This window comes from Leptospira vanthielii serovar Holland str. Waz Holland = ATCC 700522, assembly GCF_000332455.1.
GTDB classification, from domain to species: domain Bacteria; phylum Spirochaetota; class Leptospiria; order Leptospirales; family Leptospiraceae; genus Leptospira_A; species Leptospira_A vanthielii.
Window position 1 is genome coordinate 171,900 of record NZ_AOGY02000014.1, and the last position, 26,429, is coordinate 198,328.

General features: G+C 40.1%; 23 protein-coding genes. 16 read left to right on the top strand and 7 right to left on the bottom strand.

What is annotated here, in order from left to right:
- Positions 1 to 22: 22 nt before the first annotated feature.
- The 3 genes from LEP1GSC199_RS03065 to LEP1GSC199_RS03075 form a co-directional block, all read right to left on the bottom strand.
- Positions 23 to 2,107: a sensor domain-containing protein gene (locus tag LEP1GSC199_RS03065; RefSeq protein ID WP_002977030.1), complete on the bottom strand. Its 2,085-nt coding sequence runs from the start codon at positions 2,105 to 2,107 to the stop codon at positions 23 to 25.
- Positions 2,097 to 3,341 carry an amidohydrolase family protein gene (locus LEP1GSC199_RS03070; RefSeq protein ID WP_002977290.1) on the bottom strand — a complete coding sequence of 415 codons (1,245 nt, stop codon included), beginning with the start codon at positions 3,339 to 3,341 and terminating at the stop codon, positions 2,097 to 2,099. The genes LEP1GSC199_RS03065 and LEP1GSC199_RS03070 overlap by 11 nt, the downstream gene beginning before the upstream one ends.
- 123 nt (positions 3,342 to 3,464) lie before the next feature.
- On the bottom strand, positions 3,465 to 5,372 hold the full coding sequence (locus LEP1GSC199_RS03075) for a RecQ family ATP-dependent DNA helicase (protein WP_002977159.1): 1,908 nt from the start codon (positions 5,370 to 5,372) through the stop codon (positions 3,465 to 3,467).
- A 59-nt stretch (positions 5,373 to 5,431) separates the two neighbouring features.
- Here LEP1GSC199_RS03075 and LEP1GSC199_RS03080 point away from each other — a divergent pair, with 59 nt between their 5' ends.
- The 7 genes from LEP1GSC199_RS03080 (at position 5,432) to ftsZ (ending at position 13,987) form a co-directional block, all read left to right on the top strand.
- Complete coding sequence (locus tag LEP1GSC199_RS03080) at positions 5,432 to 6,988, top strand: MBOAT family O-acyltransferase (RefSeq protein WP_002977016.1); 1,557 nt, start codon at positions 5,432 to 5,434, stop codon at positions 6,986 to 6,988.
- Complete coding sequence (locus LEP1GSC199_RS03085) at positions 6,978 to 8,255, top strand: DUF1574 family protein (protein WP_002977003.1); 1,278 nt, start codon at positions 6,978 to 6,980, stop codon at positions 8,253 to 8,255. Before LEP1GSC199_RS03080 ends, LEP1GSC199_RS03085 begins: the two co-directional genes overlap by 11 nt.
- 59 nt (positions 8,256 to 8,314) lie before the next feature.
- On the top strand, positions 8,315 to 10,027 hold the full coding sequence (locus LEP1GSC199_RS03090; protein WP_002977173.1) for a caspase family protein: 1,713 nt from the start codon (positions 8,315 to 8,317) through the stop codon (positions 10,025 to 10,027).
- A 308-nt stretch (positions 10,028 to 10,335) separates the two neighbouring features.
- A complete protein-coding gene (locus LEP1GSC199_RS03100) occupies positions 10,336 to 10,701 on the top strand; it encodes an LIC_10421 family protein (protein ID WP_002977275.1) in 366 nt (121 codons plus the stop codon).
- Between the two features lie 113 nt (positions 10,702 to 10,814).
- The gene (locus LEP1GSC199_RS03105; protein WP_002976870.1) at positions 10,815 to 11,546 is read left to right on the top strand and encodes a cell division protein FtsQ/DivIB; all 732 of its coding nucleotides are present in this window, start codon (positions 10,815 to 10,817) and stop codon (positions 11,544 to 11,546) included.
- A gap of 1 nt (position 11,547) precedes the next feature.
- Positions 11,548 to 12,786, top strand: a complete 1,239-nt coding sequence (ftsA, locus tag LEP1GSC199_RS03110; protein ID WP_002976792.1) for a cell division protein FtsA — start codon at positions 11,548 to 11,550, stop codon at positions 12,784 to 12,786.
- A 10-nt stretch (positions 12,787 to 12,796) separates the two neighbouring features.
- Complete coding sequence (gene ftsZ / locus LEP1GSC199_RS03115; protein WP_002977153.1) at positions 12,797 to 13,987, top strand: cell division protein FtsZ; 1,191 nt, start codon at positions 12,797 to 12,799, stop codon at positions 13,985 to 13,987.
- 59 nt (positions 13,988 to 14,046) lie between these two features.
- Here the strand turns inward: ftsZ and LEP1GSC199_RS03120 are convergent, their stop codons facing one another.
- The 3 genes from LEP1GSC199_RS03120 to LEP1GSC199_RS03130 are packed head-to-tail and all read right to left on the bottom strand — an operon-like array spanning position 14,047 to position 16,843.
- The gene (locus tag LEP1GSC199_RS03120) at positions 14,047 to 15,453 is read right to left on the bottom strand and encodes a COG3014 family protein (RefSeq protein ID WP_002977265.1); all 1,407 of its coding nucleotides are present in this window, start codon (positions 15,451 to 15,453) and stop codon (positions 14,047 to 14,049) included.
- A gap of 17 nt (positions 15,454 to 15,470) precedes the next feature.
- Complete coding sequence (locus LEP1GSC199_RS03125; RefSeq protein ID WP_002977008.1) at positions 15,471 to 16,049, bottom strand: hypothetical protein; 579 nt, start codon at positions 16,047 to 16,049, stop codon at positions 15,471 to 15,473.
- Between the two features lie 35 nt (positions 16,050 to 16,084).
- The gene (locus tag LEP1GSC199_RS03130) at positions 16,085 to 16,843 is read right to left on the bottom strand and encodes a hypothetical protein (protein ID WP_002976945.1); all 759 of its coding nucleotides are present in this window, start codon (positions 16,841 to 16,843) and stop codon (positions 16,085 to 16,087) included.
- Here LEP1GSC199_RS03130 and LEP1GSC199_RS03135 point away from each other — a divergent pair.
- From LEP1GSC199_RS03135 to ispF, 3 genes are read left to right on the top strand one after another with little or no spacing between them, the layout of a single operon-like run.
- Positions 16,818 to 17,315 carry a hypothetical protein gene (locus LEP1GSC199_RS03135; RefSeq protein ID WP_002976994.1) on the top strand — a complete coding sequence of 166 codons (498 nt, stop codon included), beginning with the start codon at positions 16,818 to 16,820 and terminating at the stop codon, positions 17,313 to 17,315. The two genes, LEP1GSC199_RS03130 and LEP1GSC199_RS03135, sit on opposite strands and share 26 nt — an antisense overlap.
- Before the next feature lie 21 nt (positions 17,316 to 17,336).
- On the top strand, positions 17,337 to 18,323 hold the full coding sequence (gene nadA / locus LEP1GSC199_RS03140) for a quinolinate synthase NadA (protein ID WP_002977123.1): 987 nt from the start codon (positions 17,337 to 17,339) through the stop codon (positions 18,321 to 18,323).
- Between the two features lie 5 nt (positions 18,324 to 18,328).
- Entirely contained in the window at positions 18,329 to 18,823 is a 495-nt protein-coding gene (gene ispF, locus LEP1GSC199_RS03145; RefSeq protein ID WP_002977086.1) for a 2-C-methyl-D-erythritol 2,4-cyclodiphosphate synthase, read from the top strand.
- Here the strand turns inward: ispF and LEP1GSC199_RS03150 are convergent.
- A complete protein-coding gene (locus LEP1GSC199_RS03150) occupies positions 18,820 to 19,275 on the bottom strand; it encodes a hypothetical protein (protein WP_002977082.1) in 456 nt (151 codons plus the stop codon). The genes ispF and LEP1GSC199_RS03150 overlap by 4 nt on opposite strands.
- A gap of 137 nt (positions 19,276 to 19,412) precedes the next feature.
- Here LEP1GSC199_RS03150 and LEP1GSC199_RS03155 point away from each other — a divergent pair, with 137 nt between their 5' ends.
- Genes LEP1GSC199_RS03155 through LEP1GSC199_RS03180 form a run of 6 tightly spaced genes read left to right on the top strand, consistent with a single transcriptional unit; the run spans position 19,413 to position 26,426 of the window.
- Complete coding sequence (locus LEP1GSC199_RS03155) at positions 19,413 to 21,392, top strand: SpoIIE family protein phosphatase (RefSeq protein WP_002976951.1); 1,980 nt, start codon at positions 19,413 to 19,415, stop codon at positions 21,390 to 21,392.
- Entirely contained in the window at positions 21,385 to 22,431 is a 1,047-nt protein-coding gene (locus LEP1GSC199_RS03160) for a carotenoid 1,2-hydratase (protein ID WP_002977169.1), read from the top strand. Before LEP1GSC199_RS03155 ends, LEP1GSC199_RS03160 begins: the two co-directional genes overlap by 8 nt.
- A gap of 3 nt (positions 22,432 to 22,434) precedes the next feature.
- Positions 22,435 to 23,445, top strand: a complete 1,011-nt coding sequence (locus tag LEP1GSC199_RS03165; protein ID WP_002977006.1) for an ABC transporter permease subunit — start codon at positions 22,435 to 22,437, stop codon at positions 23,443 to 23,445.
- Positions 23,442 to 24,491 (top strand): ABC transporter permease subunit, encoded by a 1,050-nt coding sequence (locus LEP1GSC199_RS03170; protein ID WP_002977092.1) that lies wholly within the window; start codon positions 23,442 to 23,444, stop codon positions 24,489 to 24,491. The genes LEP1GSC199_RS03165 and LEP1GSC199_RS03170 overlap by 4 nt, the downstream gene beginning before the upstream one ends.
- The gene (locus tag LEP1GSC199_RS03175) at positions 24,488 to 25,477 is read left to right on the top strand and encodes an ABC transporter ATP-binding protein (RefSeq protein ID WP_002977215.1); all 990 of its coding nucleotides are present in this window, start codon (positions 24,488 to 24,490) and stop codon (positions 25,475 to 25,477) included. The genes LEP1GSC199_RS03170 and LEP1GSC199_RS03175 overlap by 4 nt, the downstream gene beginning before the upstream one ends.
- Positions 25,470 to 26,426, top strand: coding sequence for an ABC transporter ATP-binding protein (locus tag LEP1GSC199_RS03180; protein ID WP_002976873.1), 957 nt, complete (start codon positions 25,470 to 25,472; stop codon positions 26,424 to 26,426). The genes LEP1GSC199_RS03175 and LEP1GSC199_RS03180 overlap by 8 nt, the downstream gene beginning before the upstream one ends.
- Positions 26,427 to 26,429: the final 3 nt, after the last annotated feature.

Below are 26,429 nucleotides of genomic sequence, written 5' to 3' on the forward strand. Positions count from 1 at the left end.
AAACGGCGGGAAAGCGAACGGGTCAATCCGAAATTCCAAGTTCTGTCTTCAGAAAATGAAGGCAATCCTCGGAAGTCATCGGTTTGGCAAAGAAAAATCCCTGAATGAGATCCACTCCACTTTCCGCAAGTAATTGCACTTGTTCCGCGGTTTCCGCACCTTCTGCAACCACAATCAAACCAAGGTTATGTGCTAGGTTGGCAACAGCGTGGATGATGGTTTTGGAGTCTTTGTCTGATGTGATCTCCGATACAAAAGAACGGTCAATTTTTAAGGAAGAGATAGGGAGTTTTTTCAAATAGCCCAAACTACTGTAACCAGTTCCAAAATCATCGATAGCAATTTTGGCACCGAGTTTGCGAATTTCTTGCATCGTACGAACGGCTGCATCCGCATTTTCCATTACGGAACTTTCTGTGAGTTCCACCTCTAGGTCATGCGGGTCCACTTTAAAAAGTTTCAAATTTTCGGCAATGGTGGAAATCAATTTTTCGTGTTTGAATTGTTTGGTGGAGATATTCACTGCCATAGATACTCCATCAATTCCTTCATCTTTCCAAAAACGCATGGTTTGGATGGCAGATTTGATCACCCATTCCCCAATGGCTAAAATCATTCCCGTTTCTTCAGAGATCGGTATAAATACATTCGGAGAGATAAGACCACGTTCGGGATGGCGCCAACGAATGAGTGCCTCCACACCCACAGGTTTTCTCGTATAAAGATCGATTTTCGGTTGGTACATCAAAGTGAATTGATTTTCGATGATGGCGATTCGCATTCGATTTTCGATTTCTAATCGTTCGGCAACTACCGTTTGCAACTCTTCGGTAAAAAACACATAACAGTTTTTTCCTTGGGCTTTGGCTAAGTTGAGGGCACTGTCCGCATTTTTTAAAAGTGTATTGGAATCTTTTCCGTCTGTTGGGTATAAGGCGATGCCAACAGAAATATTAACAAAAATTCTTTCACCGTCGATGATAAAAGGATGGGTCATGGCATCTGAAATGGATTCAGAGATGACTGCAGCATCTCTTTCGTTCGATAAATCTGGTAATACAACTGTGAATTCATCCCCGCCTTGTCTACTGATCAAATCATATACACGAATGCTTTCGCGGATTCGGTAAGCAACAAGTTTGATGATTTTATCACCAAAGTCATGGCCTCTCGAATCATTGATGATTTTGAAGTTATCCAAATCGATAGCAAGAACTCCTACCAAGTTTCCATGCCTTCTTGCTTCTTCAAAAATAGGAAATAGTTTATCAATAAGAGAATTACGATTGGGTAAGTTTGTGAGTTGATCAAAAAAAGCCATATAGGCAATTTTTTCTTCGGCATGCCTTCTTTGGGTGATGTCAAGAAAGGCAACAGCCAATCCAAAGTTCTCAATCGGAATGGGAGTAGCCAGAATATCAAACCAAGTGATTTTATCTTCCTTAATCATACCAATTTCCAGATTCCGAATCACTTCTTTGTGACGAAGGGCACGCATAAGACTTGAGTTTCGTGGATAAATTTTGTTTCCGTTGGGTTGGATGAGAGTGTATTTGCGAATGTTTAAAGTGCGGTTTAAAAGTTCCCCATCTTGGATATTAAAATAGGTTCGAGCAGTTTTGTTGGTTTCTACAATTTTCCCTTTTTCATCGGTGATGGCAATGCCCATGGGTAGGTTGTCGAAAATAGATTTATACTTTTGTTGCTGCAAAAGGAATTCGAAGGAAATGTCTTTTTGGATGGTGACATCCCGGTCAAAGCCAAGTATAATTTTAGATTCACGTAAAGGAATGAGTAACCAAATGATCCATACTTCTTCATTGGCCTTGGTGACGAGTCTATTTTCAAAATTTACTATATTCGGATTATCGCCAAGATTTACAAATGTATCTTTTGTTTTCTCTTTATCATCTTCTTGGGTAAAATCAACAATGGATTTGCCAACAATCTCTTTGGGTTCAAATTCCAGAAACCGTGCAAACCTTTCGGTAACAGAAATAAAATTTCCATCCCAATCCATCACTTGAAAACTATTCGGATACTCTGCGAGGAGTGACTTAACTGTGAGTCCAGAGAGAATTTTGCTGCCTAATGGCTCATTTTGCATGAATTTCTTTGCCTAAAAAGTAAACTGATTCGATGGATCCAGGAAAACTGAATCCTTCAAAGGGTGACCAGCCGGACTTACTTTTAACCATTGATTTTTGAAATTCAACTGGTTTTTTTAAATTTAGGACAGAAAAATTCGCCGCATAACCTTGATTAATAACTCCAACCCCTTTTCCAAATTTCTTTGGTAAGTAGGGTAAAACAAACTCACCAGGGTTTTTGGCACATATTTTTGCTATGGTTGTCATCGGAATGTTTAGTTTCAGTATCATATAGGTGACAAATAACCCATAAGTATCGAGTTGCGAGATCCCACTTGTACCTTTTTGTTTTTCTTCTATCGAATGAGGGGCGTGATCTGTTGCCAAATAGTCAATATGTCCATCCAATATCCCTTTGACCATGGCTTCGCGGTCTTCTTTTCCCCGTAGTGGTGGGTTCATTTGAAACCATTTGTGGTTGGTTTCTGTTAACATATCCGTATCAAACATCAAATGGGTGGGTGTGACTTCACAAGTGACATTCACTCCGCGTTTTTTAGCGGCAATGATTTTTGTAAGACCATCTTTTGTGGAATAGTGGCAAAGTTTTCCTTTGAGATTGTATTTCTCAATCAAATACAAAGCAAAGTCGGTGGCTACGGTTTCTGCTTCTTTGGGGCGTCTTTCTTCATGTGTGGCTCTAGATTGGTTGGCAATTAAGATTTCTGGATCTTCACAGTGGAAACTAACGTCTTGGCCTACGTAATTTTTAATAACTTCTTCTAAAGAAGCATTGTCATGAAAGAATAACTCCCCGATGGAAGGACCCATAAATACTTTATAAGGAACTTTCTTTGTCAGTGGTTTGGTATGAGGACCGATTCCTGCATACAAAGTGATATGGATGGGGGCTTTGGTAGTGAGCGCTTGTTTGGCGGCGTATGATTCGTCATCCACAGGAGGAATAGGGTTGTTTGGCATATCAGCCACATGAATCACACCTCCGTTGATGGCGGCATTGCCGGCAGAGATAAAATCTTCCTTGTAAGTATGTTTTCCACTCACATCTTCACGTGCATGGATGTGGATATCTCCAAAACCAGGAAAAATTACCGAACCATCGGAAAACTGGCGGGCATCGGGATCGATCCCTTCTTTTACATTGGTGATCAGTCCAGAAATAGGATCAAATTCAATCGTTCCTTCAAATTCTCTTTCATGTGTGACGATCTTCCCTGCAATTTTTTCCATTTTGCCCCTATGAATCTGCAGATTCTAAGAGTCATGGAAAGTTTCAAGGGAATTTAGTTTGGATCGGAGAGTGTTTAGAACTTTGTTCTAAGATCGAAAAAGATTTAGGAAAAATTGGTTCAATCAGTCCCATTTGGACAAAATTTCGATAATATCATTTCCAAACCGTTCTACTTTTGCAGGACCCACACCCTTGGTGGCTTCTAGTTCGGATAAGGTTCTTGGTTTTCTTTCCGCAATTCGTTTGAGAACTGGATTTTGAAATACCATAAACTTCTTCCATTTGAGTTGTCTTGCTTTTTTGTCACGGTAGTTCATAAGTTCTTTTAGAATTTGTGAATTGAGTGTGGGAGGTTTTTTGACTTTTGAAATCGAAATTCCCGTATCATCAGAGTTAGATGACGAAACTTTCGATTTTATTTTGGCAAAATGGGGTAGATAAAGTTTTGGGTATTTGGCCCCGGCGACCAAAACTTTTTTTTGTTCCACCCAAGTTTCTAGTTTTGCAACGACTGCTTCTTCGGGAATTCCGTCCAACTTTCCGTGATATGGATTTCGTTCCATTCGATACCGAAGAACATCTTTGGTCCGTTTGCCCACAAGAGTTTTGGCAATGATGTTTTTACCAAATACAGCGGGATGTTCTTTTAAAAAGTTTTGGATGGTTTCTTCTTCCCATTCGGAAAGTGGGTAGTCCCGTTTTTCATTTTTCTTTTGGACTTTGGCGGCTTCTGTTTTTAAAAACTTGGAACGATGGAGATTGGCGCCAATTTCTGTACAAATATCACAACTCCCACAAGGGGAAATGGTTTCCCCAAAATAGGCACAAAGTTGGACCTGCCTACATTCTTCTTTATTGGCATACTCCTTCATATATTTGAGGAGAGTATCACCACCTTTGAAGTTTGTTTCTTTGGACAACATAAAAACTTGGGTAGCCACATCACCCGCTTTATAAAACAAAACACATTCCGAATCAAGTCCATCTCTTCCCGCACGGCCTGCTTCTTGGTAATAAGCTTCGAGTGAAGCGGGAACTTGGTAATGAACCACCAAACGAACATCAGGTTGGTCCATTCCCATTCCAAAAGCATTGGTAGCCACAAGGATCGGAACTTTACCAGATGTATAGGCATTTTGTGTTCGTTCCCGGATTCCATCCGTTCTACCGGCATGATACTTTCCTACAGAAAAACCAAAGTCTTTTAAAAGATCATAGACTTCATCGGTTTTTTTCCGAGTGGCACAATAAACAATAGCTCGTCCTGGAAATTTTCTTCCATCTTTCCATGGTTCTAAAAGTTCAATGAGTCTATCAGCTTTGTCGCGTTCGGCGGCCGGGTATTCGACACTGAATTTTAAATTGGGCCTAAAAAAAGTCGAAAGAACTACGGTTGGTGACTTCATTCCCAGAGAAGATTGTACATCCGTTTGGACTCTTTCTGTAGCCGTAGCCGTAAGAGCAAGGATAGGAAAGTTCGGACGAGGGTGGCGCTCCCGTAAAACATGAATTTGGCGGTATTCGGGGCGGAAGTCATGTCCCCATTGAGACACACAATGTGCTTCATCCACAACTAGGGAAAACAAATCCAATTCACGAAAGATACGAAGAAATCCGTTGGACAGCGCTCTTTCCGGTGAAACAAGAAGGACTCGAATTTCTCCTTTTACCGATTTGGCAAGGATAGTCATTTGTTCCACTTCGTCTTGGGTGGAATTACAAAAGGCCGCAGGAATTCCTTTAGCAAGTAAACTCTCGGTTTGGTCTTTCATAAGTGCAATGAGAGGGGATATAACTAGGGTTAGTTTGGTTGTTTGGATGGCCGCAGGAAGTTGGTAAATGAGAGATTTCCCGGCGCCAGTAGGCAAAATTGCAAGAGTATCTTCACCATTCAGAACAGAACGAATGGCCTCTTCTTGGCCCGGGCGAAATTCCGAAAAACCGAATTTGGTTTTGAGTTCCGAACGTAGATCCAAGGTAACTCTCAAGATTTCTTGAATTCCGAAAGGGTCAATAATAAGATTCCCCATTTTACCCTCATTTTTTCAATTTTACAGAATCGGCGTTCTGGAAATAGTTACGAAGACCGATGCTTTTTAATACCTTCGTATTTTTGTTATTCTTTTTGATCGTTTATTCGATCTTCTTGGGATTCGGATGGTTTGCCGGAAAAAAGAAGTGGGCTTACCGCGCACAAAACCTATGGCTCCTTCTTGCATCGTATTTTTTCTACGGATGGTGGGAGTGGTTTTTTCTCATCCTAATCCTCATCAGCACCATTATTGACTACTGCGCTGCCCTCCTCATTGAAGGAACAGAAAACCAAATCCGTCGTCGTCTTTATCTATCGGTTTCCATCATAGCCAACTTGGGCCTACTCTTTACCATGAAGTACTACGATTTTTTCGCAGTGAACCTCATCGACTCATGGAACCAGTTGGCCTTATGGTTCGGATCTACAGAAGCCACAAATTCCAATACCTATCTTTTGCGAAACATCATCCTTCCTGTGGGAATTAGTTTTTATACCTTCCAAACCATGTCGTATACCATCGATGTGTTTCGTAGACAAATCAAAGCAGAACATGACTTTTTTGACTTTGCTTTGTTTGTGAACTATTTCCCGCAGTTAGTTGCAGGACCCATTGAACGAGCGCAAGATCTCCTCCCGCAATTAAAAAAACCGAAGTTCCCCACTTGGGATGGAGTGCAAAAAGGATTGTATGACATCCTACTCGGTTACTTTATGAAGGTGTATGTTGCCGATAACTTAGCCACCTATGTAGACCAAGTATTCCTTGCTGGTAAGTCTTTATACACACAAAATCCGGAAATCATACAATCCATGGATGGATCCCAGATTTTTGCAGGTGCCGTTTTATTTTTACCACAGATTTATTGTGACTTTGCGGGTTATTCTTTTATTGCCTTAGGTATTTCTCGACTTTTGGGTGTCACCCTCACCGTGAATTTTGAAACGCCAGAATTTTCTAAAACACCTACCGAATTTTGGACTCGTTGGCATGTAACACTCAATAGGTGGTTTCGCGATTATATTTATATTTCCCTAGGTGGAAGTAAATATGGAAAATTTGCTCAGTACAGAAACCTGTTTATCATTTTTTTCTTATCTGGCCTTTGGCATGGAGCCAACTGGACCTTTATCACTTGGGGTTGTTTGCAAGGTGGTTATACAATCATTTACTTAGTTGTTTTTGCCAAAAAAAAAGAAGACAAAACAGAAACAACTCCGGCCAAATTACCTTCGTTAAAGGACAAACTTTTAAGTGTTCTCTCGGGAACTTCAAGCCGGATTTTGATTTATATGTTGGTTGCGTTTAGTGGCCTTGCGTTTCGTTCTTATGATGCACAAATGATGTTCCTTTATATGAAAAAATTTCTTTTTGTTTGGGATTGGGATCTAAGTCCAAACAATAATATAAAGGATATGATGGGGCTTTTTGGGGAGTATTTCAGAATCTTTTTACCACTTTTGATTTTAGATGGTTTTACCTACTTTAAAAAAGAAAGATATTGGATCTTTCAAATTCACCCTATAATTCAGGCGTTTATATTATCCTTTATGGGATTTCTCATCCTCACTCGTGGGATTTTTGGAAAGGAGGTAATTTACTTTGCGTTCTAAATTTTTAGGAATTGGTATCTCCCTTTTATTTTTTCTGGTATTGGAACTTGTGGTTCGATTCACAGGAATTCACTATTTGGAACAACCAGAAATCTTTTTTGTAAACTTAAAGAAAAACTTTGTAGAATCGGGAAAAGGTGACGCCGACATCATTGTGTTAGGTGATTCGAGGTCAATGGCTCTTGCCGGGTATCCTAAACAACCTGATATTGAATTTTCAGTCTATAATCATAGTTTGCCGGCAATGGGACCAAAATACTATCGTTTCTTTTTGGACAAATATCTAAAGAAGGGTAATACCAAACCAAAAATGGTATTGTTTGCAGCATCTCCTAAGTTATATGCAACGGGATATGGTCCTCCCTTGTATGATCCCGATGCCAAATCCGTAAAAGAAAACGAATCTATTTCCACTTATTTAAACCGAAGGTGGAACGAAGGAATTGAGAAGAATTTTTTTCGCACTTCCACTCCTACCAATATTATTAGTTACAGTGGAAAACAAGAAGATGCAAACCAAATCCTTTGGGAATTTTTTGGTCACAGATACCTTCACCAATTTACCTATTCGGAACTTTCGGACCAATATTCTGGTGTAGAACGATTGTTTATACTTTCGAAAGCAGCACCGCTGTTATACGAGTCCTATCGCTTTCATGGAGCCATTCGAAATGCTCTCAGTCAAACGAATTGGAAGGTAGATAAAAACTACAAAGAAAGATCCCTCTTTTGTGAATCTTGTGAAAATATAGAGGCAGGACTTTGTAAACCATCCACTTCCCAATTGGAAGACAACCTCACTATCGAAGACCAAATCAGTCGCCATTTCGGAAAATACAATATCTCCAATCGATTGAAACCAGAACTAGTGCTCTTTTCCAAAGACTTGATTCGAAAGGAATTGGATGCAGAAATCAGCCAACCAAAACCCTATATGTACCACAAACCGGACTTTATTGTATTAAAAGATCTGATCGAATACACTCGTTCGAAAGGGATTCGGTTTGGAATGGTGTATATGCCTTGGATGAAGGAACGTCAAAACTCCCAGGAATCCAAGGACCTACTTGCCGATTTAAAACTTTTTTTTAGAGAAAATCCAGATGCCGAACTCTTTTTCTTTCCCGATTCTTCCTACCCGGCGGAGAGGTTTGTAGATAATATCCATTACGATTGCCGAGGAGAAAAACGGGTAAACGAAGAATTTCGTAATTATATTCTTCCCAAGGTGTTCCGTTTTTTGCATTCCAAAGAAAAATCCAATTGATTTCCGATTTCTGGTGATGGAGAATGAACCACTCCATCCGGATAAGAGGAAACCCAATCATGTTTTCGTTTCGAAACATATTTGTTTGTATTCTATTGGCCTATCTCATCGGTGTACCGGTGTTTGGGCAGAACCGTTATGCGTTGTTCATTGGAACTAACTACAAAGGGAACACAGCCAAAATCCCTGAGTTGAATCTTTGTGAAGCAGACGCAACGTTCTTAAAGGAAAAAATCCAAAAGAAAGGAAACTTTAAGGATATCAAAGTCCTGTTAGGTTCCATGGTCACTCGTGACAATGTAAAAAATGCGATTACCCAACTGGGTAAAGTTGTGGGAAAAGAGGACTCTGTCTTTTTATATTTCTCCGGCCACGGAATGTATATGAAAGATGCGAAGGCCAAAAACGGAATGCGTAACTATCTCATTTGTTACGATCGCCCTCATATTTCCGATGAAGAGTTAAACGAATTTTTAACAGAAATTAAATCCCAAAAGACGGTCCTTGTGATGGACTGTTGTTATTCAGGTGGGATTGCCAAAAAAGGAAAAAATACTCGCGGTGCCGCTGAGATTCCGATTGCCCAAGGAAATGATGGAGTTGTGCGTCAAAACGCAGAAGACTATTTTTTCCAAGACAAAGCAGTCATTTCCTCCTCAGACGATGACCAAACATCCATCGAAGTGGGGGGAACCATCAACCACGGTATCTTTACTTATAACTTTGGAAATGCCTTGGAAAAAGGGGACTTAAACAAGGACAGTGTAGTGACTGCTCTGGAAGCCTTCTTTGTTGCCAAAGAAGAAACAGTGAAGATGGCTCGCCAATTCAATCACGAACAAACCCCACAAGTTTCAGGGAATGCGGCGGGAATCTTTTTATCAGGTTCACCGAAACCACAAAATCCTCCCCCAAAACCTCCGAATGTTGTGGTAAACGTGCCGATTACCCCTGTGGAAAACACAACGCCACCAAACAATAATAACACAACGCCTCCGCCTGTAAAACCAGAACCGGAACCAACACCGGCCAACGAAACCACAGTGGTCATCCCTCCGATTACGGAAGTGGAACCACCAGCCCCACCATCCGTCACAACAGGAAGTATCCTCATTCGCACTTCCATCATCAAAGATAAGTCTTATGGGGGAGCCGCTACCAAGTCTCCTTATGACCTTCTCAACAAACAGGGAAAACTAAAATCTTCCCCGCCAGAAGACAAAGTAAGGTCAATCAAAGTCCTCGTGGATGATCAGGAATACACATCTCAGGTCACAACAGAAAAATCGAAAATTTGGGGATCGGTTTCCAAAAATGGAACCTTGGTTCAGGGCGATATTTACAATGTGAAAATTGATAACCTTCCTGCCGGAGTGCACCAAATTGAAATCCGTGCGGACAAGTATCCTATCTATAAAACAGCCACGGCAGTGCTTCCGAAACAGACGGTCACTGTGGATGCCATCAATTCCATGGATGGGTTTGGTGCGATTCGGGGCCGAGTGTTTTACAAAACCTTGGACAACCCGATCGAAAAACACCCCATCTATATGCCGACAGTGGTCTCAACCAACCAAATCTTCAAAGTCACTACCGACAAAGATGGATACTTTTGGTTCACCAACCTAAAACCGGGTAAATACGAAATCCGAGCGAGTTTCATGGAAGAAATGAAATTGGAGAATTCTGAGATCAATATCAAACCTGGGGAATTGACAACTGTAGAGATCATCCTCAATAAAAAATTGAGTTATACCAAGACAAAATACTGACCCAAAATCCTTTCTTAGATTTTGGATAGGCAAAGGAAAGACCCTCTTCGGAGGGTTTTTTTATATATCGGTCTGGAATTCCATCTTTGATTGGAAGCTTTTGGACAGGGTTATGAGACCTATTGATTAAATTTAATCTATAATTGATTAATATTAATCCAGATTCGCCATTTTTTGCTAATTTGGGCCCATCTAGGGGAAATTCTTCGTAATTTCCGATTGAATTTAATCGGGATGAGAACTTTTCTAGAGTCATAGATTAAACAAAGGGAATCGGAAAAAGAGGTTCCCACTCTAGAGAGGATCACATGAAAACAACAAAGATAATCGCAACAGGGATCTTAGCTATGGGACTTGCAACAGCAAATCTCTACGCTTTAGATACAAACGAAAGATTGGAGCTTTTGGAGTCTGCTATGATTGAACAAGCAACCACTCCGGCGCAAAAATCTGCCGTTTCGGAATACCTAGCGAACATCGCTAAAGAAAAAGTAGAAATGGCTCAGGCACTTCGTGACAGAGCAGGATCTACTCGAGGTGGTAAGGCTCTTAGCCAAATGAACGAGAAGAAAGAACTTCTTCGCCGTGCAGAAGCTCTTGAAAAAGAAGCCAAAAAATACCAAACTGTCTCTATGGATCTTAACCAAGGTTCCATGCGGGTAGCACAAAACTAAGCACCTCAAATTCATTTTGAGACTAGCGAGAAAGGTCAGGTTCGCCTGGCCTTTTTTTGTGCCCTGTTGATAAATGCTTTCCAAACATCCTTACTATGTGACATAATCAATATATGGTTGACACCCCCCAAGAAATCAAAGAAAAACGATTTGGGCGTGTGGTTCCGATCCTTTTAGTCTTTGTGGGCCTTGTGGCTCTGGGACTAGTCTTTCGTTGGGGTAGACCCGTGAAACCGGTGGTTCGTGTGGAGTGGGAAGGCCTTGTGGCTCTTTCTCCTGCAGAAGTTTTTCGCTCTTTGGGAGTGGATCCAGAAGCACCAACCATAGCCGATTGGAAAGAATGGGAGAAACGATTGTCAAACCATCCGAGGATTCGGAAGGTTAGAATCACCCGCGATCCCGATGGATTTTTGATTATCAATGTACAGGAGAAAGTCGCCGAATTTGTCATACATGTAGGAAATTCCCTGTATGAAGTGGATGAAAATCTGGAGATACTTTCCAGAGATCGCGTGTTAGCTAATCATCTAATTGTGATTAGTGGACAGTTCACGGTGGGGGAACAAAAACTAGAAGGCAGACAAATTTTTGATATCACTAAAGAAATGCGACATGCTCTTTCCTTATATCCCGCACTCAAATCCAGAATTTCAGAACTCGCCGTTGAACGTGACGGCAATTATACTTTGTATTTAAAATCTCCCAATTCCATGAAAGTGTATTTAGGTGATAAGTTAGAATTGAATGTGTTTCGCAAATTATATGCTTCGATTGCTTATATGGAAGCAGAATCTGTGAAAGCTGTTTCTATAGATTTAAGAGGAGAGGACGCCGTTTACCACTAATATGACCTATGATGATGCACCGATCATAACGGCCTTGGATTTGGGATCCTCTCTTGTTAAAGTTGTCATTGGGCGACTTGTGGGTGATTACGAAATCGAAATTATTGGAACAGGAGTTTATCCTTCTGCCGGTATTAAAAATGGTTCTATCGTTAATATAGAAACAACAACAAAATCCATCATAGAGGCGTTTGGTGATGCCGAACTTATGGCCGGCCAAGAAGTGAATACCGTTGTCGTAAATGTTTCTGGCAAGTCAGTAAATGGGTTCAATGAAAAAGGAATCATCGCTGTTACTAACAGAGAACGAATCGTTTCAGAAACGGATATCATGCGTGTTGTCGAAGCAGCACAAGCGGTTCATATTCCGAACGACCAACAAGTCATCCATGTTCTTACAAAAGAATTCAAAGTAGACGACCAAGTCAATATCAAAGATCCGATTGGAATGACAGGGGTTCGTTTAGAAGCAGAAGTACATATTGTATCCTGCGGGAACACAGCACTCAATAATATTGACCGTTGTGTAGAACAAGCCGGCCTTTTGCAAATGGATCGAGTGTTATCAAGCCTTGCCTCTTCAGAAGCCATCCTAACTTCAGGAGAAAAGGATTTAGGAACTGCAGTCATTGATATAGGCGCTGGAATCTGCGACATCATTATCTATGTGGATGGCGGAATCGCTTTTTCCTCCGTCGTTCCTTTTGGTGGGTTCCACATCACAAGCGATATTTCTATTGGTTTAAAAACCACTGTAGAAACAGCGGAAGTCATCAAAAAACGATATGGTCATACGCGCATTGATATGGTGGACCCTACAGAAAAATTTGAAATTCCTTCTATCTCTGGAAGGCCATCCCGTTCGGTCTTTCGTCAGGAACTAGTGGAAATTTTAGAACCGAGAGTTCGTGAAATTTTAGAAATGATTGATCATGAACTGGTTCGGTCAGGATTTAAATCTAGTTTGGCGGGAGGAGTCATCCTTACAGGCGGAACTTCCCTATTACAAGGAATTGAAGCCACTGCTGAGGAAGTATTACGTTTGTCAGTTGGTCGTGCCAAACCTGCGGGCCTTAGCGGCCTTGTGGATAAAATTTCCTCACCTGAATATGCTACTGCCGTTGGTCTTATTAAATATAGTTCAAAAATACAAAACCTAGAACAAAGAAACATGCATTCCGGATCTGATTCAGACGGTTGGATGAAGAAGGTTCGTCGTTGGATGGAGAATAATCTCTAAGGATATGTCGATGTTGTACCTAGAAGAAGAAAAAACAAGCCCTGCCATTATCAAAGTCATTGGAGTTGGTGGAGGCGGAATGAACGCCGTCACTCGTATGGTTCATGCTAAAATGACGGGTGTTGATTTTATTGTAATGAACACCGACGAACAAGTATTATTAAAATCTCCTGTAGAAGTCAAAATCCAATTAGGTAACAAAGTAACTCGTGGTATGGGGGCAGGTGGGGATCCAGAACTTGGAGAGAAGGCCGCCCTTGAAGACAAGGAACGAATTGTATCGGCTCTCAAAGGTGCCGATATGGTTTTTGTCACTGCAGGTATGGGTGGTGGAACAGGCACTGGAGCTGCTCCCATCATTGCAGCCATTGCTAAGGAAATGAAATGTTTGGTTGTCGGTGTGGTGACGGTTCCATTTTCTTTTGAAGGAAAACGCAGAGCTGAACTTGCCAAACAGGGAATTGACCAACTCCGTGCCAACGTAGACACTCTCATCACCATTCGTAATGATTCTATCTTTCAAGTGGTAGATAAAAACACTCCGGTGGATATGGCGTTTCGTGTGATCGACGATATCTTGTTAAACGGGGTTCGCGGGATCAGTGATATCATAAACCACCCCGGAATCATCAATGTAGATTTTGCCGATGTGAAAACCATTATGAAAGATACTGGGGATGCAATTTTGGGTGTAGGGGAAGGAAGCGGAGAAACTCGTGTGAGTGAAGCCGTAGAACAAGCCATCAACAATACTCTTCTCGAAGATTCTAGTATTCAAGGGGCCAAGTCCCTTCTTATCAATGTGACTGGGGGAAATGATCTTACCATCCACGAATGGAATGAAGTTTCGCAAATCATTACAGCACAAGCAGATCCCGATGCAAACATTATCATTGGACTCAATGAGGATACAAATCTTTCCGAACAAATCCGAGTGACAGTGATTGCTACTGGTTTTTCCAAACGAGGAAAACAGTACCAAAGAGAACAAAAGGTTGTGGGTTCAGAAGAATCGATTTCTCCTATGGTTTACATTCGAAAGAGTGAAGAGAGAGATTCTGGACTTGGAAAAGAACAAGAGTCAACTCGAAGTATCCGCCAATCGAACCGGGGATTTTCTTCTCAGAAACAATCCTCCCCGTTTCAAAACTACGGAGAGGACTACGACATCCCCGCTTTTTTAAGAAGGAAAAACGACTAGAAGTAAACCCTTCTACTGACTTAAATACCTCGATCGTACTCAGTTAGTCAGTTTATTTGTTAGTTCGAATATGAACGAACGGAAACAAACAAAGGTTTGCCGGCTTCCACGAGGAGTTTTTTGGGAGCAGCAGTCACAATAGATCCTGGAGATTCTACTTTAAAGTCGTATTCTCCGGGAGCTAAAAAGACTCGTTTCACTTGGAAGTTGGCCGGAATGGTTCGCCAACAACGTAAGTCTGGGGCAATGGTCTGAGAAACGGCAAGGCCCGCAGCAGCACCGGCTGCCACTCGAATGAGTCCAGAAACCAAGTCGTTATTTTTAGATTTCCCGCTAGATTCAATGGCACGAGCCATCGCCTCCGATGCAATCACAGCAGCTACAATCTTTAAGGACAATGAGGTAAGGTTTTTTGTGATGAGAGTTTTGTAATTTTCGTTAAAGTTGTTCATTGCTGTTTCAGAATAGTTGTTCATGATATCTGAATAACCAACATCCACACCATTGATGAAATATTTTTTAGGAAGAGAACCATTGGGATCCCTTTCTTTATAGATAGGAATTGGATTTTCGGCAATGGAAAGTGCTGCAATCGCACCAGTAAGAGATGCTCCCGCCCCTTTGGAATAAAGACCTACTTCTACGGCTCCCCTGAGTGCGACAGCAAAATACTCATCTTCCATGAGTTTTCCCCGAGACATTTTGATCGCAGATTTTCCAGCTTCATGAATGATGATGACTTCAGAAAGTTTTTCGTTTTCTGGAGATGTTCTTTGCATGGAACTATCGTAAGCTTGGAGACTAGAACGACCTGCCCCATACTTCGATTTGTCCCCAGAGTCACCTTCCTTTGCAGCTAACAGATATCTATCGGCGATTAAGTTTTGACTTTTTCCAATGAGTTGTTCCATGTTTTTGTATTGGACGCGAGCATCATTGTAACGGCCGAGGGATTCTGAAACATAAGCATCGATGAGTCTTGCTGCATTGTTTTGTCTATATTCAGGCGCCATAAACCGCATTTCTTTTAGTTCGAAGTCGAGTCTTCGGAAGTAAATTTTTGCGTTAGCCGTATCACCTTGAAGAAGATAATTATTCGCAATGTAGAACTTGATCATAACTCTTTCAAAGTCTTCACCGGTGTAATTGGACTCGTTGTCAGAAAGGACGAACGAAAGACCTGACCTCATCATACTGACTTTGATATTGTCCGCTAAATCTTCTGCTTCTTTGAAAACTTTATTGGAGGTTACGTAATCACCTTTGGTATGAAAAATCATACCTGCTTCCATTAAAAAAAGAAGTTTATCCTTGTTAGATGAACCTTCGTAAAGTTCTCTAATTTTAGGAATGGCAGAGTCATAATCTTGCCCATAGTACGCCGACTCAGTTGCTTTGATGATTTTGTTATAATCACTGGCGCAACCGAGAATGAAAAGAGAAAGAAAGAGAATTGTTTTTTTCATGAAATGATGGGCAGGGGTTACCAGCTAACCCCTTTATTTCCTCGAACAGCTAATTTACGATAAGAAACTTTTTCAGACCAAACTGCGATGGTTGTTTCCACTTCGACTAGTTCGATATTGATAGATTGTTCTACGATTTTTTCTCCATCAGAGGTAAACATGTTTTCGTTGATTTCGCAACGAACAAAGAAGTTGGGAGACTTGAGTTTTCCAATGGAGAGCCTGTTGGAAGTAAGTCCGGACAAACTGAACTGGATTTCGTTCAGTGACTGTTCTCTTGTTTTTGTGCGAACTGTATAAATTTTGCTTTTGATGAGTTTGGAAACAAAGGCGTTGTCAAAAAGTTCTGTTTGGATTTGTTCCGATGTATCGTTACGTGTAGGGAAGTGGGCAACAAAGACACCTTCTTCATGTGGGTTTTCTTTAAAGTACTCCCCAATTTGGCCTGCGAGTTTGTCGGCAGCTTTCACCAATTCCTGGCTAGTGAGCCCACCTGAGTCGGAGATATAATCATCAGCGTTGTCGAGTCGTTTGGGACTGCTACTGCATTGGAATAAGAATCCTACTAAGAGAAAGGAGAAAAGAATTTGTTTCATAACCCCACTTATATGGGGGACACAACCAGGTCTTGTCAATTCCAAAAATCGGCTTTCAGTTCCTCCAATTTTGCACTGCGGTAAGAAGTTTTTTCCTCTTCGGACATTTCTAAAATTTCTCTTTCATAGATCAGTTCAATCACCTGGCGAAGAAACATAGGACTTTCCCAAGTTCGGATTTCCCATTTTTCGGCTTGATAGAGTTCTTCCATTTTCCTAAGAAAGATTCGTTTTCTTTCCCTGGAATAACTGTAGGGATTTTTCTGAACATAATCTTCCAGATAGGAGAGAAGCAAAACCGGAGGAGTGGTGGGATGTTTGGGAAATAAGATGGTACGTAGGACAAGAGGAAATATTTCTTCTGATACACGATTCACAGCTGTTAGTTTTTCGTAGGCCGAAAGGTCTCCTCTTTGTTCCACTTCTGAACTTTTTTCCTTCCAGTTCATAAAGGCAATGAAGACTGCGTAGAGAACATGGCCTCTTTCATCTGGATAGGTTTCGAGTAAATGGGTATAAGTTTTGTCTCTGTCCCCTTCCCAAAGATAGGATTCTTTTCCCCTAAGAGTTTCCAAAAAATCACGCAAATCTGTAGGGTAACCTGGCCCAAGTAGAACCTCGGGACGATTTTGTAACCTCTCCCAGTAGAGCTCAGAACGAGAATCATAGGAAGATGCTTTCAGATCAGGGTTGGTATTTTTCAGAAAAAGGATATAGACAAACCCACCCAAAAAGAGGGAAAGTAGAATCAGTATGACAAGGAAAGTAATGATTTTCTTTTTGTTAACAGGCATTGTCTTTGGGGCCAATGGTTGTACGAAAAAATCGAAAAAAGATTCTAATGCGGAACTACTTGCTTCGATCCTATCGCAAGGGACTGCTATTGATTCCGCTTGTCAAAGGTTTATTTCCTCAGAAGCAAATTGTGTCGCCGTTCCAGATTCTAATTCCGCTGTGTGTTCTGGTCTTATTTCTCGAGTCAAAGGAGAAATCCTTCCGCAAGAGCTAAATACAGATGCTGTAGCTATCTTATATTTCGATTGTTTCACGAAGATAAATTTAGCCTATAATATTGCGAAGCCTTGTAATCATAATTCTTTTAATTCCAACTCTGACTATCGCAAAGTCCAAAGAACAGGGAGCTCTGAGGCAGAACTTTCCTTTCGTGAAAGTTTCAACAAATGTGGATCTTTAGAAAATGAAGTTCCGCCTGCTGATTCTGGACTCAGTGAAACAAACACTATCCTTCGGGCCGATCCGTTTTAATGATTCATTTAGGAGTTTACTATGTCACTAGTAACTAAAGACCAACTGGTCCAAAAATTAAATCCCATTTACCTTCCTCATGAAATCGAGGAACGGATCCTTCCTCTAGCGGAGGAAATTAACCGCCTTAAAAAAGAAAAAAATGCGGTGATCCTCGGTCACAACTACATGACTCCCGATGTGTTTTGGGGAGTGTCCGATATCATTGGAGATTCTTTGTATCTTTCTAAAATGGCAAAGGAAACCAAAGCTGCAATGATACTCTTCAATGGAGTTCATTTTATGGCGGAGACTGCAAAAATTCTATCTCCAGAAAAAAAGGTTCTGATTGCTGATCTAAAAGCAGGATGTTCTCTTGCAGAAGCCATTACAAGAGACGATGTTAAAGCTCTCAAAGCCAAATATCCTGGAGTTCCTGTCGTTACGTATGTCAACTGTTCGGCGGAAGTAAAAGCAGAAACCGATGTTTGTTGTACTTCAGCCAATGCCGTACAAATTGTAAATGCTGTGGAAGGAGATACTGTGATTTTTTTGCCAGATGAATATTTGGCAGGGAATGTGCGAAACCAAACATCCAAAACCATCATTTCCCATCCTGGACGTTGTATGGTACATGAAATGTACACACCAGAAGATATTCGTTCCGCAAAACGATTGTTCAGCGACGGACTCACTGTGATTACACATCCAGAGTGCCATGAAGATGTGGTAAAAGAGGCAGATTTTTCTGGATCCACTTCTCAAATGGTTGATTTCATTCGACAAAGTAAAACTAACAAAATTATGCTTGTGACAGAATGTTCTATGGGTGATAATTTGCGTGCGGAATTTCCTGAAAAAGAGTTTGTATCCACTTGCCAAACTTGTCCGCACATGAAAAAAATTACTTTGGAAAAAGTGAGAGATGCCCTTCTAAAAGAACAGTTTGAAATCTTTTTAGATGAAGAGGTGATTCGCCTCGCACAAAAGTCTGTGAATCGTATGTTAGAATTGAGTTATAAAAAGTAGGATCTATGTTTAGAGTTGGAAACGGAATCGATTTTCATAAATTAATCCATGAACCCTTTCGCCCGCTAATTTTGGCTGGTGTCGAAGTAAAATCGGAGTTTGCTTTTCTTGGTCATAGTGATGCTGATGTGGTTTTACATGCAGTGGCAGATGCCATTCTCGGTGCCTTAGCACTAGGTGATATTGGGGTTCACTTTCCCGATACAGACCCACAGTATAAAAATATGAAATCCACTCGCATCATTGAGAAGTGTTTGGAACTTATGGCAGAGAAAAAATTTAAACTAGTGAATATCGATTGTACTTATGTGGGAGACCATCCCAAAATCAATCCTATTCGTGCAGAACTCAATGCCTCTTTAGCAAGTATCACCAAATTGCCGTTAGACTGCGTTTCGATCAAAGCAACTACTTCCGAAGGGATGGGTTCGCTTGGTCGAAGTGAAGGTGTGATGGTGATGGCAACGGTTCTTCTCGAAAGTACTAAAACAAAGTCTTAGAATAGTTTTTGTTTTCCTTGGGCGATGTGGTCAAGATCAGCATCGCTAAAGAACAAAAATAGAAGTTTAGAAAGAGTATTCGGATGTGTTTCCAATTCCCATTTTCCATGGATGCGAACACCGTTCTGGATGGTTTCCACACGGTAGGATTCTTTTAAGATTTGGTAGTGTTTAAAACCTTCTGCGGAAATTTGGAACTCTGTCTGGCCTTGTGTGTTGGCAGAGGTTGTAGTGCATTTTACTGTTTCGCCCATGATTTTGGTTTCCCAACTTTCGCCAACGACTGGCAATCGAGAGGATTTGGGTTGGAAGGAGTCATAGAGAACTTTTTGTACTAGTTCTGGTTTGTTTGTGACTTCCCAGGTCCGTTCCACCTGAGTTTCATTTTGTCGGAATACAGTAATACCAAAGACCAAAACAAATACACCAAAGACACGAAGATACCAAATCATATCTCCATTGAAAAATCTATTGCCTAGGGATCGATTGAAATTTATTTTTCTCCTACCGAAGGGAAACCCTCGGGAGGGTTTTGCCACTGCACACAGGAAGAGAAATATCATCGAAACGTGTCTCGGGACTGATTCAAGTGTACCAACGTGAGAATCATTTATCACGTCACACCAATCCCTTTCCGGAAAATTTAGATGATACTGTATACAATCGAATTCTAAAAGATCCGAACTATTGGATCTCTCAAGATTTAGAAGATAAAATCATCCAAATTATATCCCAATCCCTTGATATCTCAGGAATTTTATACCATCTGGGAACAGAAAGTCTTATTACAAATGCTTATGATTTACTTCCTCTGGATGATTCTCGGATTGATTTGAAGGAGATGATAGAACGTCTTCCTATTTTGATTGGTCGCCTAACGCGAGCAGTCTATCTGAATGTAAAACCTGTTTCCAATCAAAAAGTGATATTTCTATTCAACTACTTACCTGAATACCAAGAGAAGTGGTACGATGCCGTATTTTTTCAAGGGATGTTGAACGGGCTTGCCGTCCTCTTTGAACTCAAAGAATTCAAGATCCGAATGACTAAAACAAAACTTTTTGGAATCCATGTATCACACAAAGAGTTAGGTGAAAATATTTTATTTGGGGCCGATTCCAATGAATATGAAATGGAATGGTTGGAAGACAATTTGTTTTTGTCTCGCTCGCGTTTGACAAAAGACGATTTAACAAACAGGCATCGAGTGATGGTTACATCTCGGATGGATTCTCAATTGGAAGAAATTTCCATTGTAGATGTGAAAGACGTTGTGGGAAAATCCCGTGAACTGGCGATTGAAAATCGGGATTTAGAAGCGGCTGTCGAAGTATTAAAATCTTTCAAACAAGAATTAGAAAAAAAACAACTCTCAATGGAAAAGGACTTACGGTTGGCAAAAAACATCCAGAAGGGTCTCATTCCAGAAATCATTCCCGATTGGAATGGAATTCAATTTTGGACAGCATTTGCCCCCATGCAAGAAGTGAGTGGGGATTATTATGATTACTTTCCATATAACATGGATAAGTTGGGGGTTGCTGTTTGTGATGTTTCTGGTCACGGAGTCCCTGCAGCTTTTATTACGGCATTATCAAAGTTACTTTTTTCCAATTTTAAAAAACCAAAACCATCGGAAACGTTCAAACTAATTAATCGAGAGTTGTTAGACTTAGTCAAACAACAAGGATACACAACTTGTGTTTATGTTTTGATTCATGATGATTATAAAGTTTTGTATTCCGTTGCCGGCCACCCAAGGCCCATTCTTTACCGAGCAAAAACAAAACGAGCTGAAATTTGTGAAGGAGACGGAACCTTCCTGGGTATGTTTCCCGATGCCGGCGATACGTTTAGAGATCTGCAAATCCAATTGGAGCCGGGTGATAAATTATTTTTATACACAGACGGACTGACTGAAGCAGAAAATGATAAGGGGATTGCGTTTGGAGAAGATAGACTCATCCAAATCATCGAAACCACTTTTGAAAAATCCATCCAAGAAACTGTGGAAACCATCCTAAGCATTCACAAAGAGTTTACGATGGGTACAGACCCAATGGATGATATCACATTACTTGGTCTTCAGTTGTCTCCCAGGCTTCCCGAATTCAATTTAATTAAAGCGAAAGGAGATGAAGCTTACCGAAAAAAAGAATTCAATGAGGCTGTAGTTTTTTATGAACAAGCACATCAAATTTTACCTCGTGAACTCGATACCCAACTCTCTTATGGGAAGGCACTTGCCTATAGTCAGAATTTTGAAAAGGCCATCAGTTTGTTAGAGTCTTATAATAAATTCAAAACAAATCATTTTAAATCACATTCAGTTCTTGGATATTGTTATTACCAAATGGAGATGTTTGAAAAAGCGGAAGTAGAGTGGAAAAAAGCTCATTCCATCAATGATTCGAATTTATCTAATTTGTATAACTTAGCACAATTGTATCGAAAGTTGAACGAAAAGAAAAAAATGAAAGATGTCATTGAAAAGATGAAACGAATTGAAGAATCCTATCTTCATATCCTTCCACTTGAAAAGAAGTGGGAGTCTTTACCTGATGAATAGAATTAAAATTTTAATCCTATCCCTCCTTTTTTTTCATTTTAGTTTTCCCAAAGACCATAGTTTTCATTCTGATTTTGGATTGGAATGGTGTTACTTTGTTGGGCACATAGAATCTGACACCGGAAATTTATACGGATATGAATTGTCTTTTTTTCGACTGAAGTTTTCTGATGATAGTGATTGGAATCCAGAGGTATTCCCGGTTCATTTTGCTATTTCCGATTTTTCTTCTAAGAAATACAAAAATTCTCAGACCATCAAGCGAACGATAGGTGGTTTATCTGGATATTCTGATAAAGTCATTTTTAGTGGGACTTATCGATTAGAGATTATCTCCAAAGATAAATTTCATATCCAGGCTCAGTCAAAATCAAAAGATTTGAGTTTGGATTTTGAGTTAGAAGGAAATGGGAAAATTCTGGTTCATGGCAAAGATGGGGTTTCTATTAAATCCAATCGAAATCCAAATATATTTTCGTATTACTATAGTTATCCGAGACTCAAAACAAAGGGAATTCTTTTTGTAAATGGGAAGAGGGAGACTATTGTTTCGGGAAATTCTTGGATGGACCATGAATGGAGTGAAAAAAATTCCAAATCAATTCCTTCACTTGCTACAGGGGAAACCGGTTGGGATTGGATTTGTCTGTCGGACAATTTAGGTGGTGATTATGTATTTTTTCGGTTTCGAGAGTCGCACGGACTGACACCGGAAATTTTTGGAACCCATCGAAATCCAGAAGGAAAAACTACCTATTGGAAGGAACCGGGTCAAATCCAAATGGAAACTGTAGGATCCTTTTGGAAAAGCCCTGATACAAAAATAGAATACCCACTCCACTGGAAAATCAAATACCCAGGTGGAGAATGGAACGTATCTCCTATTTTCAATGAACAAGAGTTCGATGGAAGTAAGACAACTTCTACAATCTATTGGGAAGGCGGAGTGGATGCAATCGATCCAATTCAAAAAAAGTCGGCCAAAGGATATTTAGAATTGAAAGGTTACAAAAAACCGAAAGAGTGGTGGGAGTTCTAAGATATGTGGAAATATTTTCTAAAACGTTTTTTACTCATCTTCCCGACCTTACTTGGAATCACCTTCCTTGTTTTTTTGATTTCCCATTTTGCCCCAGGTGGACCACTCAATAGTGAGATTGCAAAATTAAAGGGTACTGGAAATTTAGCTGGTGCCTCTACCAAACAAATTTCGCAGGAAGAAATTGAACTCATCAAACAAAGGCTCCATTTAGACAAACCTGCACCGATTGCTTATTTACTTTGGCTAAAACAAATTGTTCAGTTTGATTTAGGGGAGTCGAGGTTACACTCTCGTAAGGTATCTGAGCTCATTGTAGAAAAACTTCCTGTATCCCTTTTTTTTGGACTCTCTGGTTTCTTTTTAACTTATTTGATTTGTATCCCTCTTGGAATTCAGAAGGCATTAAAAGAAGGAAGTCGATTTGATTTCATTTCTAGTTTTATTATTTTTTTCACCTATTCATTGCCTGTTTTCGCCTTTGCGATGTTACTCTTATATTTGTTTGCATCGGGGAAAGTGTTTTCCTTTTTTCCTTTGGGACACGAGGTATCTGACTTTTATGAAGATTTGAGTTTTTGGGGAAAGGTAAACGATCGCCTCGCACACATGTTCCTACCTGTGATCTGTTATGTGGTGGGAAGTTTTGCCGTCCTCACTTTACTTATGAAAAATAGTTTGTTGGACCAAATCGCCAAAGAATACGTTCGGACTGCTGTGTCGAAAGGACTTAGTTTTTCGGATTCTATCTTTCGGCATGCATTTCGAAATTCACTCATTCCTATTGCCACTGGTTTCGGAAGTAACTTAACTTTGATTTTTTCAGGTTCTTTATTTATTGAGTTGGTCTTTAATATCGATGGGATGGGCCTCTTAAGTTTTGAAGCGGTAAGAGAAAGGGACACAGATCTTATGATGGGTTTACTCCTGGCTCAAAGTTTTTTAGGGCTTATCGGAAAAATAGTCTCCGATTTCTGTTATATACTGATTGATCCGAGGATTGACTTCGAATGAATTTTATTTCAAACCCGGCAAACATTCGTAAGTGGGAAAAGTTTAAAAAGAATAAACGTGCATATTATTCAATGTTAATTCTTTTTTATACTTATGTTTTATCTTTGTTTTCACCACTTCTTATCAATAACAAACCATTGTTTATTTTATATGAAGGGAGTATTTCTTTTCCTATTTTTAGTTTTTATCCAGAAACAAAGTTTGGTGGGCTTAATCTAACAGAACCCAATTATAAAAAACTGAATAAAGAATCCAGGTTTGTTGATTCATCCAATTATATGCTCTTTCCTCCTGTTCCGTTTGGAGTCAATGAAGACAACTTAGAAAGTTTAGAGGAGGGAACAAATCCTCCTTCTACACCAACACTACGACATTGGATGGGAACGGATGACCGTGGTCGGGATGTCTTTACTCGCATCATATATGGATATCGGTTGGCGATGACATTTAGTTTGATCCTTATCATTGTTGAGATTCTACTCGCTTCCTTTATTGGTGGGATTCAAGGGTATTTTATGGGGCGATTGGATTTGTTTTTACAAAGGATTATAGAAATTTTATCTGCGATTCCTTTTTTGTATCTGATTTTGATTATGGGTTCTTTTTTTGGACGGGGATTTATGGTACTTATTGTTACTTATGGATCTTTGAGTTGGATTGGTCTTAGTTATTATATGCGTGGTGAGTTTTTAAAACTCCGCAAACAGCAGTTTGTTGATGCAGCAAAAACTTTGGGAGCCTCTTCGTTTTCGATTATAATGCGTCATCTACTTCCCAATTCCATTACACCACTTGTTACTTTTTTACCTTTTATTTTAATTTCTGCAATCTCTGTTCTTTCTGCCCTTGATTTTTTGGGTTATGGAATCCCTGCACCGAATCCTTCCTGGGGAGAGTTGATTGGGCAAGGACGAGAAAGGCTCACTGCTTGGTGGTTGATTACCTTTCCGTCGGTTGCTTTGTTTCTAACCATTTTATTTTCTGCATTTGTGGGTGAAGGACTTCGTGATGCATTTGATCCAAAAGATAAGGTGGCTTACAAATGAAAGAAATTGAAAAAGCCATCGAAGTCAAAGATCTTTCAATTCAAATCAAAACAGATGATGGAATTTTGCCCATTGTAGACAATGTTGATTTTTATTTGTCGAAAGGTGAGACTTTGGCTCTTGTTGGGGAGTCCGGTTGCGGGAAGTCTATCACTAGTTTGGCGCTCACTAAGTTATTACCATCCAATACAACATTATATCCCACCGGATCTATTTTATTTGAAGATAAGAACTTATTAGAAATGCCCACAGAGCACCTAATGACAGTTCGAGGAAGAAAAATTTCTTATGTATTTCAAGAGCCGTTTTCAGCTTTGAACCCTCTTCATAAAATTGGAGACCAACTCATAGAAGGTTTTTTGTTACATGGTCTTGGTTCGAAAAAACAAGCAGAAGAGAAGGCTATCTATTTATTAGAAAGAGTAGGAATTACCGATGCAAGGCTTAGGCTTGGACAGTACCCGAATCAATTTTCTGGTGGGATGTTACAAAGAGTTTGTATTGCTATGGCACTGATGTGCGATCCTCAAATTTTGATCGCAGACGAACCGACGAGTGCCATTGATGTCACCATCCAATTACAGTTGATTGAACTCTTAAAAGAACTACGCAAAGAAAATGGAATGTCGGTTCTTTTTATTTCCCATGATATTGGTCTTGTGAGCCATATTGCCGATCGAATTGCCGTTATGTATGCGGGAAAGATCATTGAACAGGGAGGTGTTGGTGAAGTCATAGACAGTCCCAAACATCCTTACACACAAGCCTTAATTGCTGCTTATCCCACACATGAAAACATTGGTAAAAAGTTGGTAACTATTGAAGGGATTGTACCTTCTCCAAAATCGTATCCAACAGGATGTCGATTCCACACACGTTGTAACGAAAAACTTCCTATCTGTCACCAGTCAATTCCGAAGGATATATCTATTTCGGAGAACCAATCGGTAGAATGTTTTTTATATGGAGGAAAAAAAAGTGCTTAATGTAAAAGACTTAGTTGTTTCGTATAAACAATCGCAATCACTTTCTTTTTCTTCCAAACGACTTGTCGCCGTTGAGGGAGTTAGTTTTTCCATTCCCCAAGGAAAAATTTTAGGACTTGTCGGTGAGTCCGGTTGTGGTAAATCCACAATCGGCAGAGCCATTTTATCCTTATTGCCGTTTGATTCTGGTTCCATCCAGTTTGAAAATCAGGAAATCAAAAATATTCCTAAAGAAAAACTAAAAGCACTCAAACGAAAAATCCAAGTGGTTTTCCAGGATCCTTATTCTTCGCTAAACCCGCGTTTTACGATTGAGGAAATCATCACAGAAGGCCTACAGATCCATTTTCCTAATCTGTCTTTGTCGGAAAAAAAAGAAAAAGCAATTCAGGCACTCGCTGAAGTCAACTTACCGGCCGATATATTGCATCGTTATCCCCATGAATTTAGCGGTGGACAAAGACAAAGGATTGCCATTGCCAGGGCCTTGATTTTAGAACCAAGTCTTGTGGTTTGTGATGAAGCGGTTTCGGCATTAGATATTTCCACTCAAGCACAAGTAATTAATAATATTTTGTTATTACGTGAGAAATATGGCCTATCTTATTTGTTTATATCTCATGACTTGAACATTGTAAAACACGTATCGGATCGAATCGCTGTCATGTATTTAGGACAAATTGTCGAAGAATGTAGTCGTGATGAGATCACAAAAGCACCATTACATCCTTATACGAAGGCATTATTCTCAGCTAGTTTTGATTTAAAAGATCGAACCAGAGTTTCTCAACCATTAATCGGCGAAATTCCTAGTTTGATGAATAAACCTCGCGGGTGTAGGTTCCATACGAGATGTCCTATTGTTCAAGATATTTGTAAAACGGAAGAACCTGCGGAAAGTTTTCCTACGCCTGCACGTAGAGTAAAATGTCATTTCCCTTTAAAATAAAAT

Coding starts and splice junctions, on each gene's coding strand:
- LEP1GSC199_RS03080 (WP_002977016.1), top strand. CDS start 5,432: ATGCTTTTTAATACCTTCGTATTTTTGTTATTCTTTTTGATCGTTTAT.
- LEP1GSC199_RS03160 (WP_002977169.1), top strand. CDS start 21,385: ATGAATAGAATTAAAATTTTAATCCTATCCCTCCTTTTTTTTCATTTT.
- LEP1GSC199_RS03120 (WP_002977265.1), bottom strand. CDS start 15,453: ATGAAAAAAACAATTCTCTTTCTTTCTCTTTTCATTCTCGGTTGCGCC.
- LEP1GSC199_RS03075 (WP_002977159.1), bottom strand. CDS start 5,372: ATGGGGAATCTTATTATTGACCCTTTCGGAATTCAAGAAATCTTGAGA.
- LEP1GSC199_RS03130 (WP_002976945.1), bottom strand. CDS start 16,843: ATGCCTGTTAACAAAAAGAAAATCATTACTTTCCTTGTCATACTGATT.
- ftsZ (WP_002977153.1), top strand. CDS start 12,797: ATGTTGTACCTAGAAGAAGAAAAAACAAGCCCTGCCATTATCAAAGTC.
- LEP1GSC199_RS03065 (WP_002977030.1), bottom strand. CDS start 2,107: ATGCAAAATGAGCCATTAGGCAGCAAAATTCTCTCTGGACTCACAGTT.
- LEP1GSC199_RS03100 (WP_002977275.1), top strand. CDS start 10,336: ATGAAAACAACAAAGATAATCGCAACAGGGATCTTAGCTATGGGACTT.
- LEP1GSC199_RS03070 (WP_002977290.1), bottom strand. CDS start 3,341: ATGGAAAAAATTGCAGGGAAGATCGTCACACATGAAAGAGAATTTGAA.
- LEP1GSC199_RS03135 (WP_002976994.1), top strand. CDS start 16,818: ATGATTTTCTTTTTGTTAACAGGCATTGTCTTTGGGGCCAATGGTTGT.
- ispF (WP_002977086.1), top strand. CDS start 18,329: ATGTTTAGAGTTGGAAACGGAATCGATTTTCATAAATTAATCCATGAA.
- LEP1GSC199_RS03175 (WP_002977215.1), top strand. CDS start 24,488: ATGAAAGAAATTGAAAAAGCCATCGAAGTCAAAGATCTTTCAATTCAA.
- LEP1GSC199_RS03125 (WP_002977008.1), bottom strand. CDS start 16,049: ATGAAACAAATTCTTTTCTCCTTTCTCTTAGTAGGATTCTTATTCCAA.
- ftsA (WP_002976792.1), top strand. CDS start 11,548: ATGACCTATGATGATGCACCGATCATAACGGCCTTGGATTTGGGATCC.
- LEP1GSC199_RS03150 (WP_002977082.1), bottom strand. CDS start 19,275: ATGATTTGGTATCTTCGTGTCTTTGGTGTATTTGTTTTGGTCTTTGGT.
- LEP1GSC199_RS03170 (WP_002977092.1), top strand. CDS start 23,442: ATGAATTTTATTTCAAACCCGGCAAACATTCGTAAGTGGGAAAAGTTT.
- LEP1GSC199_RS03105 (WP_002976870.1), top strand. CDS start 10,815: ATGGTTGACACCCCCCAAGAAATCAAAGAAAAACGATTTGGGCGTGTG.
- LEP1GSC199_RS03090 (WP_002977173.1), top strand. CDS start 8,315: ATGTTTTCGTTTCGAAACATATTTGTTTGTATTCTATTGGCCTATCTC.
- nadA (WP_002977123.1), top strand. CDS start 17,337: ATGTCACTAGTAACTAAAGACCAACTGGTCCAAAAATTAAATCCCATT.
- LEP1GSC199_RS03165 (WP_002977006.1), top strand. CDS start 22,435: ATGTGGAAATATTTTCTAAAACGTTTTTTACTCATCTTCCCGACCTTA.